The organism is Ruegeria sp. HKCCA6707, assembly GCF_013033515.1.
In the GTDB taxonomy this organism is placed as follows: domain Bacteria; phylum Pseudomonadota; class Alphaproteobacteria; order Rhodobacterales; family Rhodobacteraceae; genus Ruegeria.
In genome coordinates this window covers 107,251-123,678 of sequence record NZ_WQEG01000001.1, presented here as the reverse complement: position 1 = coordinate 123,678, position 16,428 = coordinate 107,251, and the positions used below count along the sequence as shown (strand labels likewise).

At 57.4% G+C, this 16,428-nt stretch carries 19 protein-coding genes and 1 tRNA gene; 10 read left to right on the top strand and 10 right to left on the bottom strand.

The window, feature by feature from the left end:
* Positions 1 to 73: 73 nt before the first annotated feature.
* Positions 74 to 1,477 carry a PLP-dependent aminotransferase family protein gene (locus GOW40_RS00610; protein ID WP_171129432.1) on the top strand — a complete coding sequence of 468 codons (1,404 nt, stop codon included), beginning with the start codon at positions 74 to 76 and terminating at the stop codon, positions 1,475 to 1,477.
* Between the two features lie 2 nt (positions 1,478 to 1,479).
* Here GOW40_RS00610 and GOW40_RS00605 read toward each other — a convergent pair whose 3' ends face one another.
* A complete protein-coding gene (locus GOW40_RS00605; RefSeq protein ID WP_171098932.1) occupies positions 1,480 to 1,845 on the bottom strand; it encodes a nuclear transport factor 2 family protein in 366 nt (121 codons plus the stop codon).
* A gap of 239 nt (positions 1,846 to 2,084) precedes the next feature.
* On the opposite strand from GOW40_RS00605, the gene rplM reads away from it, so the two are divergent.
* Complete coding sequence (gene rplM / locus GOW40_RS00600) at positions 2,085 to 2,543, top strand: 50S ribosomal protein L13 (protein ID WP_171098934.1); 459 nt, start codon at positions 2,085 to 2,087, stop codon at positions 2,541 to 2,543.
* Positions 2,544 to 2,549: 6 nt separating this feature from the next.
* Positions 2,550 to 3,035, top strand: coding sequence for a 30S ribosomal protein S9 (gene rpsI / locus GOW40_RS00595; protein ID WP_171098936.1), 486 nt, complete (start codon positions 2,550 to 2,552; stop codon positions 3,033 to 3,035).
* A 70-nt stretch (positions 3,036 to 3,105) separates the two neighbouring features.
* Here rpsI and GOW40_RS00590 read toward each other — a convergent pair whose 3' ends face one another.
* The 9 genes from GOW40_RS00590 to GOW40_RS00550 form a co-directional block, all read right to left on the bottom strand.
* On the bottom strand, positions 3,106 to 4,257 hold the full coding sequence (locus tag GOW40_RS00590; RefSeq protein WP_171129434.1) for an ABC transporter substrate-binding protein: 1,152 nt from the start codon (positions 4,255 to 4,257) through the stop codon (positions 3,106 to 3,108).
* Between the two features lie 29 nt (positions 4,258 to 4,286).
* A complete protein-coding gene (locus GOW40_RS00585) occupies positions 4,287 to 6,170 on the bottom strand; it encodes a long-chain fatty acid--CoA ligase (RefSeq protein ID WP_171136392.1) in 1,884 nt (627 codons plus the stop codon).
* Between the two features lie 5 nt (positions 6,171 to 6,175).
* Complete coding sequence (locus tag GOW40_RS00580) at positions 6,176 to 6,949, bottom strand: ABC transporter ATP-binding protein (protein ID WP_171129438.1); 774 nt, start codon at positions 6,947 to 6,949, stop codon at positions 6,176 to 6,178.
* The gene (locus GOW40_RS00575; protein WP_171129440.1) at positions 6,946 to 7,710 is read right to left on the bottom strand and encodes an ABC transporter ATP-binding protein; all 765 of its coding nucleotides are present in this window, start codon (positions 7,708 to 7,710) and stop codon (positions 6,946 to 6,948) included. The genes GOW40_RS00580 and GOW40_RS00575 overlap by 4 nt, the downstream gene beginning before the upstream one ends.
* Positions 7,707 to 8,804, bottom strand: a complete 1,098-nt coding sequence (locus tag GOW40_RS00570) for a branched-chain amino acid ABC transporter permease (RefSeq protein ID WP_171129442.1) — start codon at positions 8,802 to 8,804, stop codon at positions 7,707 to 7,709. The genes GOW40_RS00575 and GOW40_RS00570 overlap by 4 nt, the downstream gene beginning before the upstream one ends.
* Before the next feature lie 4 nt (positions 8,805 to 8,808).
* On the bottom strand, positions 8,809 to 9,684 hold the full coding sequence (locus GOW40_RS00565; RefSeq protein WP_171129444.1) for a branched-chain amino acid ABC transporter permease: 876 nt from the start codon (positions 9,682 to 9,684) through the stop codon (positions 8,809 to 8,811).
* Between the two features lie 42 nt (positions 9,685 to 9,726).
* A complete protein-coding gene (locus GOW40_RS00560) occupies positions 9,727 to 10,755 on the bottom strand; it encodes an alcohol dehydrogenase catalytic domain-containing protein (RefSeq protein WP_171129446.1) in 1,029 nt (342 codons plus the stop codon).
* 167 nt (positions 10,756 to 10,922) lie between these two features.
* The gene (locus GOW40_RS00555) at positions 10,923 to 11,480 is read right to left on the bottom strand and encodes a hypothetical protein (protein WP_171129448.1); all 558 of its coding nucleotides are present in this window, start codon (positions 11,478 to 11,480) and stop codon (positions 10,923 to 10,925) included.
* A 214-nt stretch (positions 11,481 to 11,694) separates the two neighbouring features.
* Positions 11,695 to 11,784 (bottom strand) — tRNA-Ser (locus GOW40_RS00550).
* 123 nt (positions 11,785 to 11,907) lie between these two features.
* Between GOW40_RS00550 and GOW40_RS00545 the strand changes: the two genes are divergently transcribed.
* From GOW40_RS00545 to GOW40_RS00515, 7 genes are all read left to right on the top strand, one after another.
* Positions 11,908 to 12,750, top strand: a complete 843-nt coding sequence (locus tag GOW40_RS00545; RefSeq protein WP_171129451.1) for a DUF2059 domain-containing protein — start codon at positions 11,908 to 11,910, stop codon at positions 12,748 to 12,750.
* On the top strand, positions 12,750 to 13,553 hold the full coding sequence (locus GOW40_RS00540) for a DUF2059 domain-containing protein (protein WP_171129453.1): 804 nt from the start codon (positions 12,750 to 12,752) through the stop codon (positions 13,551 to 13,553). Before GOW40_RS00545 ends, GOW40_RS00540 begins: the two co-directional genes overlap by 1 nt.
* A 209-nt stretch (positions 13,554 to 13,762) precedes the next feature.
* Positions 13,763 to 14,404: a 50S ribosomal protein L21 gene (locus GOW40_RS00535; protein WP_171129455.1), complete on the top strand. Its 642-nt coding sequence runs from the start codon at positions 13,763 to 13,765 to the stop codon at positions 14,402 to 14,404.
* Between the two features lie 11 nt (positions 14,405 to 14,415).
* Positions 14,416 to 14,685, top strand: coding sequence for a 50S ribosomal protein L27 (gene rpmA / locus GOW40_RS00530; RefSeq protein WP_039535512.1), 270 nt, complete (start codon positions 14,416 to 14,418; stop codon positions 14,683 to 14,685).
* Between the two features lie 84 nt (positions 14,686 to 14,769).
* Positions 14,770 to 15,270, top strand: a complete 501-nt coding sequence (locus GOW40_RS00525) for a GNAT family N-acetyltransferase (RefSeq protein WP_171129457.1) — start codon at positions 14,770 to 14,772, stop codon at positions 15,268 to 15,270.
* Positions 15,267 to 15,875, top strand: a complete 609-nt coding sequence (locus tag GOW40_RS00520) for a LysE family translocator (RefSeq protein ID WP_171129459.1) — start codon at positions 15,267 to 15,269, stop codon at positions 15,873 to 15,875. The genes GOW40_RS00525 and GOW40_RS00520 overlap by 4 nt, the downstream gene beginning before the upstream one ends.
* Positions 15,872 to 16,408, top strand: coding sequence for a GNAT family N-acetyltransferase (locus GOW40_RS00515; RefSeq protein WP_171098964.1), 537 nt, complete (start codon positions 15,872 to 15,874; stop codon positions 16,406 to 16,408). Before GOW40_RS00520 ends, GOW40_RS00515 begins: the two co-directional genes overlap by 4 nt.
* Positions 16,409 to 16,428: the final 20 nt, after the last annotated feature.

The window sequence follows — 16,428 nt, the reverse complement described above, 5'->3', positions numbered from 1 at the left end:
ACACAAAGTAAATTGCCTTGATACAAATATCTGATACATTCAGGATTGTGTCGAAATCAAAGGAAGAATTGTAATGGATACAATTTGGCCGTCTGAACTGCCGAAAACAAAAGGACCAAAATATGCATTGGTCGCCGATACAATTCGAAAAGCGATTGAAAACAAAACCCTGGAGATCGGCGTTAAGCTACCTCCCGTGCGTGAATTGGCCTATCGCCTGCAGATCACTCCGGGCACGGTCGCGCGGGCCTATACAATTCTGACCGATGAAGGGCTCTTATCCGCCGAAGTTGGAAGGGGTACATTTGTTGCCCCGCCAAAGTCTCCGATCCTGGATGATGTGTGGTCGCGGCAGTTGCATCTGCGAGACGACAAGTACAATGCCAATGTCAGCCTGTTCAGCCCCCGCCTGCCAGATGCAGGGCAGGTGGCGCTGATCCGCGAATGTCTGCAAAAGGTTTCGCATGCCGACCCGGGCTTGTTCCTGAATTATCCGACGCGTGATGCCTATCAGCCCATGCGGCAATCGGTGGTGGACTGGCTGTCGGACTTGCCGCTGGGTCCGCTGACCCATGATGATATCGTTCTGACCCATGGCGGACAGAACGGTTTGTGCCTGGTGTTTCAGACCATCTTGCGAGGGCCACGGCCCGTCGTTCTCGTCGAGGATCTGTCTTACGCCGGCTTCCGCCGTGCGGGAGAGCTGATGCGCGCCGAGGTTATTGGGGTCAAGATGGACAAATGGGGCATTGATCCCAAAGCGCTGGAACACGTCTTGCGCCAGACCAGTGCGCAGGCGGTCTGCGTGTCGCCCGAGGTTCAGAACCCAACCGGCGTGCATACACCGCTTGAACGCCGAAAAGAGGTGGTTGAAGTGGCCCGACGCCACGATCTGCAAATTGTCGAAGACGATTGTTACCGCATGGGCGAAGCGCGCGAGCCCAGCTATCGCGCTTTGGCGCCCGAGCGGGGGTGGCACGTGTCGTCGATTTCGAAAATCCTGACCCCGGCGTTGCGTGTCGGCTTTGCGATAGCACCCCGCGACCGCAGCGTCGATCTTCGACGGTCAGCGGAATATGGCTATTTCGGATTGGCGCAGCCGCTGGCCGAGTTGACGCGCTTGCTGCTGTCAGACCCGCGCACCCCACGCATAGCCATGGATGTGCGCAAGAAGATGGGTGACTATGTGCGGATCACGGTAAACGCATTAGGCGGTTTTGACCTCAACTGGGCTCCGGATGTGCCCTTTGTCTGGCTGAACCTGCCAGCGGGTTGGCGCGCAGCAGCCTTCAGTCGCGCTGCCGAGCGCGAAGGGATACAGTTGCGGTCGGCAGACGAGTTTGCTCTGCGCGATGGCCGTGCGCCAAACGCCGTCCGTATCGCCATGAACGGGCATATATCGCTGGAACGGTTTGAAGAGGCGATGCTGAAATTGCGGGTTCTGCTGGACAACCCGCCCGAGCAAATCAGCGTTTAATATCAAGCCGTCGGCGCGGGATCGCCGAAGAAACCCGCAAGATGCTGGATCTTGCCACCTGCGCCGAGCCGAACAAAGTCGTGACCAGCGACCATTTCCTGACCCTCTGCGTTGATCATGTGCCATCTGAAATGGACGACATCATGGTGAACGCTGGGTTTGGTGGTGATCTCGACCCGCCCGCCGGAGGACTTCAGAACTTCACCTATATGCACTGAAAGAGCCTCGCGGCCTTTGACGTCCGCCGTCGGATCCACGTATCGACCATCCTCTTCAAAGCACCGCTCCAACAGACGCATTCTGTTGTCAGCGTCCAACTCCTGCCAGGCGGCACCGTAGTCCAAGATGGTTTGATCCAAATCCTGCACCAGAACTCTCCTTTCCTGATAACACAGTCCCACTATACGTTCTGCGATAGGGCACAGGTCAAAAATGACCCTTGTTGTTGGGGTAAAATAATACCTATTTTCTATCTCTTTGGTTTATAACGTTTTTTCAGGAAATGCTGTTGTTGACGCGGTAAGTGACACAGTCTAAACACCGCTCATCGAATTCGGACCGGTCTGCGATCAGGCCGGTCTTTCACATCAAACAGGACTATCCTGCCATGAAAACCTTTTCTGCAACACCTGCAGACATCGACAAGAAATGGATCCTGATCGACGCCGAGGGCGTTGTTCTGGGCCGTCTTGCCTCGATCGTCGCCATGCGCCTGCGTGGCAAGCACAAAGCGTCGTTCACCCCGAACATGGACATGGGCGACAATGTCATCGTGATCAACGCTGACAAAATCCAGATGACCGGCAAGAAGCGCGACGAAAACTTCTATTGGCACACAGGCCATCCGGGCGGCATCAAATCGCGCACCAAACAAGAGATCCTTGAAGGTGCGCATCCCGAGCGTGTCGTGACCCAAGCGGTCAAGCGCATGCTTCCGGGCAACCGTCTGGCGCGCAAGCAGATGACCAACCTGCGCGTTTATGCCGGTGCCGAGCATCCCCACGAGGCGCAAGCGCCCGAAGTTCTGGATGTTGCATCCATGAACAAGAAAAACACCCGGAGCTAATGACCGATGGCTGATCAGATCAATACTCTCGAAGAGCTGAGCGCCGTCGCAGGCGTTGAAACCGTGGCTGAAGAAGTCATTGCACGTGAGCCCGTGCGTGACGAACTTGGCCGCTCCTACGCCACCGGCAAGCGTAAAGACGCTGTTGCCCGTGTCTGGATCAAACCGGGTTCCGGCAAGGTCACCGTGAACGGCAAAGACCAGGACGTGTATTTCGCACGCCCCGTTCTGCAGCTGATCCTGCGCCAGCCGTTCCAGGTTGCTGGCGTGGAAGGTGAGTTCGACGTTGTCGCAACCGTCAAAGGCGGTGGCCTGACCGGTCAGGCCGGTGCGGTCAAGCACGGCATCTCGAAAGCGCTGCAGCTTTATGATCCCAACCTGCGCGGCGCGCTGAAAGCCGCAGGCTTCCTGACCCGCGACAGCCGCGTTGTGGAACGTAAGAAATACGGTAAGCGCAAAGCGCGTCGTTCGTTCCAGTTCTCGAAGCGCTAATCGCGTCGAACTGCAAAAACTCAAAGGGCTCGCAGATGCGAGCCCTTTTTTGTTGCGCTATGTCCGGTGCTTATTCTTCGTAGACCAGTTTCCACGCGCCGTTTTCGACGACATTCACAAAGACCGTGTCAGCACCCTGGTGGTCGTCGGGGCCATAGGTGATGTGATTCCCCACCAACTCGTCCATGTAATCCAGCGATTCCATCGCTTCGATAAAGCTGTCATGGGTTAGGTCCGGCCCGGCGGCTTCCAGCGCTTTGACCATCATCTCGGCAGCGGAATAGCCCAGCATTGCAAAGCCTACCGGATCTTCGCCGGTCGCTTCTTTGTATTCAGCGATGAACGCGGCGGGGGCGGGTTCTTCGGCGCGGGCCCAGAGGTCAAGCCATGAGGCCGCGGCATAGAACCCATCCGTCACACCGCCCGGGACCTGTGCCACAACGGTCAGGAAACTGGCCGAGGTGCCCAGGAATTTCATGTCCTCAAGCCCCATCTTCTTTGCCGTGCCCACAACGGTGATCGCCTGACGCACCCCCAACGCCATGGTGACGATGTCGCAGCCTTCTTCCTTGAGCTTGCTGAGCGAGCCGACAAAGTCGGTCTCATCCGGTTTATGGGTGGTTTCGGCCCCAAATGTGATGCCAGCCTCCTCGGCGCCCGATTTGCTGCCGTCCAAAATCTCTTCACCAAAATCTGTGGGCAGATACATGGTGCAGACGGTTTGCGAGCCGAACTCTCCGGCCAGGTATTTCACACCGATCCGCGCCTGATCGTAATAGGTGGAGAACGAGGTGAATTTGTTGCGCATCGGCTCTTGCAGCATCTGACGCGCGGCGGTCAGGGGGGCCACGTTGGGAATGCCTTTGGGATCCAGCAGGTTAAAGCCCGCCACATTCATCGGCGTGCCCAGAGATTGCAGCATCGCAAACACCTTGTCGCGGTTCAGCAGCTTGTTATAGCCCTGCATCGCGCGCGGCATCTGATACCCGTTGTCTTCAACCACATAGCGGATCTGGCGTCCGTGCACGCCGCCCGCGGCGTTGACCCGGTCAAACACAACATTGGCGCCTTTGGTGGCTGGCACGCCGACGGCGGCGAAAATTCCGCTGAGGTCATTGACCGAGCCGATAACGATTTCATCGTCGGTGACGCCTTGCGTCTGTGCCCAGCCCGCCGTTGTCATAGCTCCTGCAATGGCCAATCCTGAAATGATGTTTTTCATGTTTCTCCTCCCGTTGGGCAAAGCCCTGATTAATCGTACATGGTTTCGATCAATTCTGCGTTGTTCTTTTCCACCAAGCTCCGCTTGAGCTTCATTGTGGCGGTCAGTTCGTCGTCATCGGCGGTGAGCAATACGTCGATCAGGCGGAAATCCTTGATCTGTTCGACCCGCGCGAAATGTGTGTTGACCTGGGCAACTTCGGACGCGATCAGGTCACGTACCTCGTCGGCTGCACAGAGTGAGGCAAAGTTTGAGAAGGGGATCTTTTGCTCCTGCGCAAATTTCTCGACGTTTTCCTGATCGATCATGATCAGCGCCGTCAGGTATTTGCGGCGATCCCCGATCACAATGGCATCCGAGACATAGGGGCTGAATTTCATCCGGCTTTCGATTTCAGCCGGGGTGACGTTCTTACCGCCTGCGGTGATGATGATATCTTTGAGACGCCCCGTTATCGTGACAAACCCGTCTTCATCCACATGGCCCATATCGCCGGTACGCAACCAACCATCTGCGGTTAATGTCTCGGCTGTCTTGGCGTTGTTGCGCCAATAGCCCTGAAATATGTTCAGGCCTTTGATCTGAATCTCGCCATCTTCCGCAATGCGCAACTGATTGCCCGGGACGGGTCGGCCGATTGTACCCAGCTTGTTGTCGGTCAGCGTGTTGAGCGTGGCGACACCTGATGTTTCGGTCATGCCGAACCCTTCGACAATCGGCACACCGATGGCCCAAAACCATCGCAACAAATCCGGTGAGATCGGTGCTGCCCCTGATCCACCACGCCGGAGTTTGTCCATGCCCAGCATACGCCGCAGATTGCGCAGAACCAGACGATCCCAAAGCCAGAACCGTGCTGCGACACCGGCAGGAACCGACTGGCCGGACAGAATGTAGTCGGCCCGCGCGAGGCCTGCTTTCACAGCCAATCCAAAGGCCGCGCGCCCCGCGGGCGTCGCCTCTTTGGCCATGAATTGGACCTGTGAATAGATCTTCTCCCACACGCGGGGAACCGCAGTGAATGTGGCGGGCGAGACCTCTTGCAGGTTGGCAAATACCGTTTCCGGGCTTTCGGCAAAGTTCACAGTGCTTTTGGACGCCAGAGGCAAGTAGATCGACACAACGCGTTCCAGGATGTGGCACAGCGGCAGAAAGCACAGCTGTTCATCGCTTGCTTGACTGGGCAGGGAATGCGCGCCCGCCTCAATGCTTGCCATGATGTTTTCGTTGCTGACCATCGCGCCTTTGGGCATGCCCGTCGTACCCGAGGTATAGACCAGGATCGCGGTATCCTGCGGCGTCGTTCTGGCGATTTCATCCTCGAACGCCTGCGGAGCGTCTTGATCGGCCTGTTGCCCCAAAGCATAGAGATCATCGATCATCACGCAGCGCGGATGGTTCAGATCGTGCAGCCCTTCGTCTTCCAGGATCACAACGCGCAACAGGTCGGGCAGGGCGTCTTCCACAGCCAGGAACTTATCCAGTTGTTCTTCGTCTTCAACAATCAGGAAACGGCTGTCGCTGTCTTTGACGATGTATTCCAGCTGGCTGGCCGAATCCGTTGTATAGATCCCCGACGCGATCCCGCCGACGCCCTGGATCCCCATATCCAGCCAGGCCCATTCCTTACGGTCCTCAGACAGGATTGAGACAACCTCACCCCGTTTCAATCCAAGCTTGCGCAGGGCCAGACCGATCCATTTGGCGTGGGTCCAATATTCGCCCCAGGAATAGGGTTTCCAGATGCCATAGTCCTTTTCGCGATGGGCGGTCCGATCAGACAGATCGGCGCAGCGTTTCTGGAACAACTGACCAATCGTAGTGCAGCCATCCACGCAAACCGGGCGTTGACCGGGGGTGGCGTTGTAGGATACGCCATCGATCAGCTGTTGCGCAGGCAAGCTGTCATGCATCCCGGTCACCTCCACGTCTTTTTCCGCTTCCAGCGCCGGTTCTCGCGACTGCCTTCTTCCTGCACACCCAGATAGAAGTTCTGAATGTCCTCTGATGCCCGCAGCTCCTCTGCCGCGCCGTCCATGACGATGCGACCCACCTCCATCACATAGCCATGATGGGCCAGCTCAAGCGCCGCATTGGCGTTCTGTTCGACCAGCATCATGGTCATGTTCTGCTCGGCGTTAAGGCGTTTCAGGATGTCGAAAATCTCTTGCACCAAAAGGGGCGACAGGCCCAAAGATGGCTCGTCGAGCAACATGATACGCGGGTTGCCCATCAAACCACGACCAATCGCCAGCATCTGTTGCTGCCCGCCGGACAGGGTTCCGGCCTCTTGTGTGCGGCGCTCTTTCAGGACAGGGAAATAGCTGAACACCAACTCTCGGTCCCGCTCGACCTGCGCCTTGTCCGACAGGGTATAGGCCCCGAGGCTGAGGTTTTCATCAACAGTCATCAACGGAAAGACTTCACGGCCTTCGGGGACATGCACGATGCCACGCTGCACCACCTTATGCGGCTCGGATCCCTGTATCTGCGTGCCGTCAAAAGTAATCGTGCCCTTTTCAGGGTCCATCACGCCCGAGACGGTTTTCATCAGCGTCGTCTTGCCTGCGCCATTGGCGCCCAGGATCGAAACGATCTGACCGGGATGCACATCCAGAGACACGCCACGGATGGCCATGATCGGACCATAGAAGCTTTCGATATTGCGGATTTTCAGGATTGGCTCGCTCATGAGGCCTTCCCCAGATAGGCCTCGACCACTGCCGGGTGTGACTGCACTTCGGATGGCGTGCCCAACGCCAGCATCGCCCCATCTGCCATGGCCAGAACACGGTCGGACACGCCAGACACCAGGCCCATGTCATGCTCGACCATCAAAACGGTGATCCCCATTTGCCGCCTTATGTCGTCGATCCACCACCGCATATCGGTGGTTTCCTCGACCGACAGCCCCGAGGCGGGTTCGTCCAACAACAGCAGCTTGGGGTCAGTGGCCAATGCCCGCGCCACCTCGACCACCTTGCGCACGCCGTAAGGCAAGCCCGAGATCATCTTGTCGCGAAACGCCTGAAGATCCAGAAAATCTATGATCTCTTCAACCTTTTCACGGTTCTCCAACTCCTGCTTGCGGGCCGCGCGTGTGAAAAGGATGTTCTGCAAAAGGTTGGTTTGACGATGCCGGTGCCGTCCGACCAGAAGGTTTTGCAATACGGTCGCGTGCTCAAAGAGTTCGATGTTTTGAAAGGTGCGCGCAACGCCGAACGCCGCCACATCCGAGGGTTTGACCGCCAAAAGATCGTGCCCGTCAAAACGGATCTGGCCCGCAAACGGGTCGTAGAACCGCGAGATCAGGTTGAAGACCGTCGACTTCCCGGCCCCGTTGGGCCCGACAATGGCAAAAACCTCGCCTTCTTCGACTGAAAAGGACAGATCATCCACCGCAGTCAGCCCGCCGAATTTGAGCGTCACATTTTCAAACTCCAGAAGGCTCATCTCAGACGCTCCGTCTTGAGATAGGATTTCTGCCGTTTGAACATGTCCTTGCGGTAGAAGGGGAACAGCTCGAACCAGGTGCGGATTTTCAACCAGCGGCCATACATGCCCATCGGTTCAAACAGGATGAAGGCAATCAGGATAATGCCGAAAATCCCAAACTCCAAGCCGGGGATCGCAACCGTACTGCCCCCGAATACCGCACCGACGTATTCCTTTGAGATCGACAGGAATTGCGGCAGAAACCCAATCACGATGGCCCCCAGAAACGCGCCGTGGATTGATCCCAGCCCGCCAATCACGATCATCATCAGCAATTGGATCGAGATCAGGACGTTAAATGTCTCGTTGTTGAACGCACCGGCATACATCCCCATCAAGGCCCCAGCCCATCCCGTGACGGCGCAAGACAGCGCAAACGAGATGGTTTTGGTGCGCGAGATATCGACCCCCATCGCTTGTGCAGACACCTCGGAATCGCGCACGGCGATGAAGCTGCGCCCCAGCGGTGTGCGCAGCAGGTTGATATAGCCCAGCGTCACCAACACCGCGACCGCCAGCACCAGCCAGAAGAACAATTCAGGCGTGCCCCAGCGATCGACCGTCAGGCCCAGAATATCGACACCGCCCAGGTATTTGCCTGCAACACCTCCGGTGATCGGTTCGGCCAGAACGATGATGTCATCCATCAACACGGAAAGGGCCAGCGTGAAAATGGCTAGATAGATGCCGTGCAGGCGCAGGGCAGGGATGGCCACTGTTACTCCGGCAATTCCGGTCAGTAGCCCGGCAACAGGGAAGGCGATCAGAAAGGGCACACCGGCTTCGATCAAAGCGACATTGGCGTAGCATCCAACCGCCAAAAAGGCCGCATGGCCCAAGCTGGCCTGACCCGTATGACCGGTCAGGATCATCAACCCAAGACCAGCAATTGCCCAGATCAGAACATTGGTCAATTCCCCCAGATAGAAGTCATCCAGCCACCACGGGGCCGCGATCACGGCTGCCAGCAGGATCATATAGAGGCTGAGTTGATAACCATCCTTCCAGGGGCGGATGTCTTGCATGTAGTCGGTTTTGAACACGATCCGCATGGGGTTAGACCTTCTTGATCCGAACCTGACTGAACAGGCCATGCGGGCGGAAGATCAACACGGCCAGCAGCAGGGCATAAGGTGCAATCTGGCTGTATCCGGCAGCGATATATCGGCTGGCAAAGGGCTCGATCACACCCACGATCAGCCCTCCGGCCAAGGCACCCGGCAGGCTGCCAAATCCGCCGATGACGGCCGCCGCAAAGGCCTTGATCCCCAACAGGCCTGTGGTCGGATCAACCGAGCCTTTGGCAGCAAAGAGGATCCCGGCGATCCCGGCGACCACTCCGGCCAGAGCCCAGATCAGACCCTGAACGCGCTTGACCGGAATACCCATGTAGTATGCCGCCAACTGGTTTTGCGAGGCACCCTGCATGGCAAGGCCCAGCTTGGTCTTGTTGAAAAAGACGTAAAGGCTCCAAGTTAGCAACACGGTGACAACAATCACCGCCACGTCCTCGAGCCCCAGCACCAGACCGCCAAACCGAATATCCTTGCCCGCCAGAGGGTTCTGCAAAGTGTGCGGCTCGTGCCCCCAGATCAGACCCGCGACAAAGCGGATCACAAAACCCATGGCAATGGTCAGGATCACCACGGCTGTCTGACTTTCTCCAAACAAGCGGCGAATGATCAGGCGGTCGACCAGATATCCGAAAACCGCCATGATCCCCAACGAAATCGGCAGCGCCAACCAGAAAGGCAGACCCATATATTCGGTATTGGTCAGCCCGATGGTGACGAAAGCACCCAGCATCATGAAATCGCCCTGCGCGAAATTCACCGCTTCGGTCGCTTTGTAAATCAGCACAAACCCAAGAGCGATCAGCCCATAGACACAGCCATTGGCCAGCCCGCTGATCAGCAGCTGCGCATTGTCCAAATTTTTCCTCCCATTTGCCGGATTGCCCGGCCCTCGGGACTACTATGGCGTGATTATCACCTTGCCGTCACTCTTTTTCAGTGCAGACACCAGATTTGACACAACGTCACGCAGTCCAAGACGTTCCGAGATATCGGTTTTCCAGCGCCCATCGGCAAACCGCGCCTGAACTTCGCCCACCACACGCATCTGATCTGCGGGTGGCGTGGACATCATCCATTTGGTGAGCCAGAACCCCTCGATCTGCTTGCCCTGAAAGATCAACTGACCCATCTGGGTCAATTGCGGCATCTCGGTGCTGAGCTTCCCATAACAGACCCAACGCGCGCCGTTGGGCATGGCGCAGAAGATCTGTTCGGACAGCTGATCTGCCACCGCATCCAGAAACACGCGGGGCTTTAGCGTGGCGCTGAGGGCTGCGAATTTCTGCGCCACGTCATCTTCTGTCGTGACCAGCACTTTGGCGGCACCGAGGTCGCGCAGAGTGTCTGCGGCTTCGGCCCGACGTACCAATGCGATGGGTATCAAACCCAGATCGCGCCCAAGACTGCACATCAGCTTGCCAAGCTGACTGGTCGCGGCGGAAACAACAAAAGCGTCGCCCGCATTGCGCGCAATATCGACCATCGCCATTGCGGTCAGCGGATTGACGATCTGCGCCGCGCCGTCTTCGTCGCTGATCTCGGGGCGCAGTGGGATGCACATTATCGCCTGTGTCACCACATATTCCGCCCAAGCGCCCGAGCCTGCCGCCACAAAGGCCACGCGCTGTCCGATCAGCCCTTCGGCGCCGTCCCCGGCTGCCACCACGTCACCGCAGCCTTCAAATCCGGCAGGCATGCCTTTGACGCGGGGCTGACCGTATTCACCTTTGATGAAATGAATATCCGAGGGGTTGACCGAGGCCGCCCGCATCCGGATCAGAACCTGACCCGCCGCAGGTTCGGGCAGGGGAACCTCGGCCTCTGCCACCCAATCGGTGGCGTCCTTGATCACAGGCCCGGTGGCCGACGCGGAATAGCCATCATGGGTTTGAACAACAGCAAACATCGAAGCGGGCAGGGTGGTCATTGGGCGATCCTTCGTTTCGGACGTGACCGCACTCTCCGATGCACATCATATCGGACGGTCACGTTGGACAGGTTGAGAAGGAGTCAAACAAACGCGCTGCAGAGCGTCAACCGGTCAAGCGCGTGACCTGAAGGCAAGGGCCGGCCACACGCGCCGACCCAAGTGTTTTATTGCGGTTGCGTCAAAAGCTGCTGCAACTCCTGCATCTTTGTGACCAAGGTCTCGGGTGAGGCTTTGATCTCATCCAAAATCACAATCGCCTGGGTCTTAATCTCTTGCGCCAATGCGCTGTCCCGCACCGACGCGACCATGCTGTCATAGTCGAACTGTCCCGTTGTCAGCGTACCGTCTTCGATCCACGAATTGAACAGATCCTGACCCTGTTGCGACAGCGCTGCAATTTGGTCGCCTGCCTCGGTTGCGGCGTCTTCGACCTGCGTCCCAACAGATGACGCGCCGTCGCTGATCTGATCTGCTGCTGCATTTGCAGTATCGGTCACAGCCTCTTGCGCCGCCTCTGCGGTCTCGGTGGCCTGATCAACGGCACTGTCCAGCGCGTCGCTTACCGCCTGGCGCGCAGCTTCGGTCGCTTCACCAGCAGCTTCACCTACGTCCTGCGCTGCGGATTGAAGCTCTTCCGCCGGTGTCGGTTCGGGTTGGTTCAGGTAGTAATACGCGCCTGCGCCGATGGCGGCTATGGCGACAATCAAAAGTGTGCGTGACATGGAAATGCTCCTTAGGGGTGAGTTGCGAGGGTTCCATCGCCCCAAAAGTAGCGAGTCGAAAGGGGAAAACCGATGCGCCGCACCCCTATGTCCGAATTGGGCCAGTGTCTGCTGATCACCCGGCAGCACAGCGGCAAAAACACGCCATGTCGCTCGCGGCATATTGAAACTGTCGTGCTATTGAAACAATCGCAGCGCACTCGCGCTGATCAAATGGCGGAGAGACAGGGATTCGAACCCTGGGTGGGCTTGCACCCACAACGGTTTTCGAGACCGCCCCGTTCGACCACTCCGGCACCTCTCCGCGGGGGTCTGTGAGGGGGGGATTTAGTGAGGAACGGGCAGGGGCGCAAGCAGAAAATTCCCCAAATTTCCCTTTGTGGGATTTTCCATTGCCAGCCAGCCGAATAGGCCTAAGCTTGCCAGTATGACAAACCTTGCTCGCCACCTGCTTTCGCCCTTTATGCTCACCTGCGCCATAGTTTTTGCTCTGACCGTTCCAGTGTCAGCCGCAAATCGGGACAGGATCGAGGCCTTTCTGACCACCACCGGCTTTGACGTTGCTTTGGAAAGCATCGCGCTGGCCTCTGCCTCGGCGCCCGAGATGCTTGGCATTGATCCCGACGGGTTCGGATCGGATTGGGCCCGCCTGACCGAAGAAGTGTTCGACACGCAAGAGATGCATGAAACTGCCGTATCGATCTTAGAGCAAACCCTGAGCGAAGAGGCCCTGAACCACGCGGTCGAGTTCTATGCCTCGGACCTGGGACAGCGGCTGGTCGTGGCTGAAAACGCCTCGCATATGCAAGAAGATGATGCAGCCACTCAGACGGAAGGGCAGAAGATCGTGGCCGATCTGATTCAACAAGGCTCGGACCGGGTGGAAAGCCTGAAACGGATGAACCGCGCGGTGGATGCCAGCGGGACGTCTCTTCGGGCGTTGCAGGAAATTCAAGTGCGGTTTTTGATGGCCGCAAGCGCCTCGGGCGTGATCGAGCTGCAACTAAGCGGCGATGAGCTGCGCGAGATGATGCGACAGAACGAGGGCGAGATGCGCCGGTCGCTGCAACTGTCGGCCCTGGCCGGTGCCGCCTATACCTATCAGGATTTCTCTGACGCCGATGTTGATGCATATGTCGACGCATTGGAACAGCCGCTGATGCAAGAGGTCTATGAACTGCTGAACGCGATCCAGTACGAAATCATGGCGATGCGGTTCGAAGTTCTTGCCACACGGATGGCCGAACTGCGCCCGGCACAAGATATCTGATGCGGCTTGTCGCTTTACTGATCGCTGCGCTGCTTTGGGCCGGGCCGCTGGCCGCCAGTGACAATCTTGAGCGTTTGGCCAAAGCCATGCACTTGGCAGACGTGGCGGAAATTCTCCGGGCCGAGGGGCTAGAGCAGGGAAAGGATCTGAACGAAACCCTGCTGAACGGGCGGGCAGGGCAATATTACGAGGAACAGATCGACCTTTTGTTCGATGAAACACGCCTGCATGATCAAATCGCGTCCGCTTTGGATCGAAAAATGACCGATGCGCAGATCGAAAAGGCTGCGATTTTCTTCGAATCCGAACTTGGGCAGTCCATCGTCACCCTCGAAAACGCGGCCCGGCGTGCTTTCTGGGATGAGCAGATCGAAGACTATGCGATTGCCTCTTATCGCGACGCTGACCATGACAGCCCGTTCTATCGGCTGATCGAAGAGTACATCCGCCTGAACAATCTGATTGAACTGAACGTTCAAGGCTCGATGAGCGCGCATTACAACTTCTATCTCGGTCTGTCCGAGGGTCGCGACTCTTTTGCAAGCAGTGACAGTTTTCTGCTGGGGCTGCTGGACGATGAAGTTTCGAAAGCGGAAACCACAGAATGGCTCTATTCCTTTCTACTGATGGCCTACCGTCCGCTGAGCGAGGCCGAGCTGCGCGAGAACATCGCCTTTTCGCGCACCGAGACGGGGCGCGCTTTGAACAGGGCCTTGTTTGCGGGGTTCGATGACATATTCGACGGCATCTGGTACCAGCTTGGAACGGCCGTTTCGAAAGAGATCAACGCGTCCGATCTCTAAGACCCATTTAGGGTTGACTTTACCCTCCAATCTCTGGATAAGCGCGCATCCCGGCCGGTTTTCCGCGCCGGGTATCGTTATTATTTGACCCACGGCCATTAGGCCAAAGGTCAGTCACACAGCCCGAAAAGGGCGCGCTGTTCGAGGTGGCGAAAGCCGACAACACCCGTATGGGGACCACAGAACGCGGTATGGAAAAGGAAAGACGCATGTTTGCGGTCCTCAAGACTGGCGGCAAGCAGTACAAGGTTCAGGCGGGCGATATGCTCCGTGTTGAAAAGCTGGCTGCCGATGCAGGTGAAACAGTTCAATTCAACGATGTTCTGATGCTGGGCGGTGACGCTCCGGTTGTTGGTGCACCTTTCGTTGAAGGCGCAGGCGTTCAGGCCGAAGTGATCGAACAGATCAAAGGTGACAAGGTCATCAAATTCGTCAAACGCCGTCGTAAGCACAGCTCGAAGCGTACCGTTGGCCACCGTCAGAAGCTGACACTGGTCAAGATCACCGACATTCTGTCGTCGGGCGCTGACAAGTCGGGCGTCAAAGCCGCAACCGGTTCGGTCTCGGCCACTGCCGTCGAAGCTTCCGCTCCAAAGAAAGCGGCCCCCAAGAAAGCAACCAAGGCCGAAGCGCCTGCCGCTGCTGAAGCGGGTGCAGACGATCTGAAGAAATTGTCGGGTGTTGGCCCCGCGCTTGAGAAAAAGCTTCTCGACGCAGGCGTGACCACATTTGCTCAGATTGCGGCATGGACGGAAGAAGACGTTGCTGCTATGGACGAGAAACTGTCGTTCAAAGGCCGGATCGAGCGTGAAGGCTGGATCGAACAGGCCAAAGAACTGGCCAAAGGCTAAGGAGAGAGAGAATGGCACATAAAAAAGCTGGCGGTTCCTCCCGTAACGGTCGCGACTCAGCGGGTCGTCGCCTTGGCGTGAAACTCTATGGTGGCCAGGCGGCCATCGCGGGCAACATCATCGTACGTCAGCGCGGCACCAAGTTTTGGCCGGGCGAAGGCGTAGGCATGGGCAAAGATCACACCATCTTTGCAACCACCGATGGCGCCGTGAAGTTCCACAAGGGACTGAAAAACCGCACCTTTATTTCGGTCCTGCCAGTGGCGGAGGCCGCAGAGTAAGCCGAAACCCATAAGGTTAGCAAAAAATTCATGGGGGACCGGCAGAACAAGCCGGCCCCCTTTCTCGTTTTCAGGAGCGGTCCTATGACCGAAGTGATCAAAACACAGCGTCTTGTCTTGCGTCGGTTCCGGCGCGAGGACGCATCGCGTTTGGTCGACCTCCTGAATGACCTGGATTTGGTACGGTGGCTGACTGTGGTTCCCTATCCCTACGATACGGACCACGCCATCGACTTCATTAACAACATCGCCGGTCCCTCGGACGCCTTTGCCATTACATTGGATAACAACCTTATTGGTTGCATCTCTCTTGGCAATCAAATGGGGTATTGGATCGAAAAGGGGTCTTGGGGGCACGGTTACGTCACCGAAGCCGCGCAGGCGATGACAGCACGGCATTTCCGAACCGATTGTGAGGATATCGACTCGGGTTATCACCTCGGCAACGAGCGATCAAAGGCTGTGCTGTCCAAGATTGGCTTCCGGCCAACCGGTCGACGCCCGGCCAAAGTCGTGTCGGCTGACGAAGACGTGATCATTCAGGAAATGGCGCTCTCGCGCGCAGATTGGGAGGCGGCGCAATGACGGTTGCCACCACCAGTTTCCTGATCTTTGCTGCCAGCCAGGTTGGCACGCCGGGACCCGCCAACATGGTTCTGCTGGGCACCGGTGCGCGTTATGGCTTTCGGGCGGCGCTGCCATTTGTGGGCGGGGTCATCCTGGGCAAACAGCTGATCATCTGGCCTGTGGGTTTTGGCCTGCTGCAACTGGCCGAACAGGCACCGATTGTGTTTGCCGTTCTGAAATACGCGTCGGCGGCTTATATCATCTGGCTCGCTTGGAAGATCGCCAATACGCGATTGTCCAGACAAGCCTCAGAAGGTGGTGCGCCGGGCTTTTGGGCCGGGTTGATCGTGCATCCGCTGAACCCCAAGGCCTGGGCGATGATCATTGCCGGGTTTACCGGCTTTGTCGCCACAGGAACGCCAAGTTTGCAAGCTACGATCACAATCGCTCTTTGTTTGTTGATTTGCCAGGTCGTGCTTCACCCGATCTGGACATTTGCGGGTGACAGGATCGCCCATGCGGTTGAAGGACGGCCTGCGGAAAAATATCTGATGTGGACCTTGGCGGGTCTCACAGTCGCGTCTGTATTTTTTGTGTTGTTCGGAGGAGGAACGCACTCATGAAACTGGAAGCCATCATAAATCAGCCGGTCATAGAAACCGAGCGGTTCGACCTGCGCCCTCTGCGCCGGTCGGATATGGGGCTTATTGAACATTACGCCAGCGACGAGCGTGTCGCGCGGATGACGACAAAGATCCCGCATCCGCTGCCGCCGGGCTCGATCGAGGCTATGGTCACGCGCTCGATGGCCGAGGACCGCGATGAGGACGTCTGGGTCATTGATGACACCAAGGAAGGCGGGCCGGAACTGATCGGTCTGATCTCGCTGCAGCGGCTGGATCGCAATCAGTCCGAGGTCAGCTATTGGGTCGCGCCGCTCTATTGGAACACAGGCGTTGCGTCCAAAGCGGTTGAGGCTCTGGTGATGACCAACCCGCTGGACAATGCCAACATGTTTGCCAGCGTGTTTCAGGACAACCCGGCCTCGGCGCGGGTACTGACCCATTGTGGCTTTGAGTACCTGGGGGACGCTGAAAGCTATTCGGTGGCGCGCGACGCGAATGTGCCCACCTGGACCTATAGTAAAAAACTCTGACTTGTGGCCGGTGGGGCCTT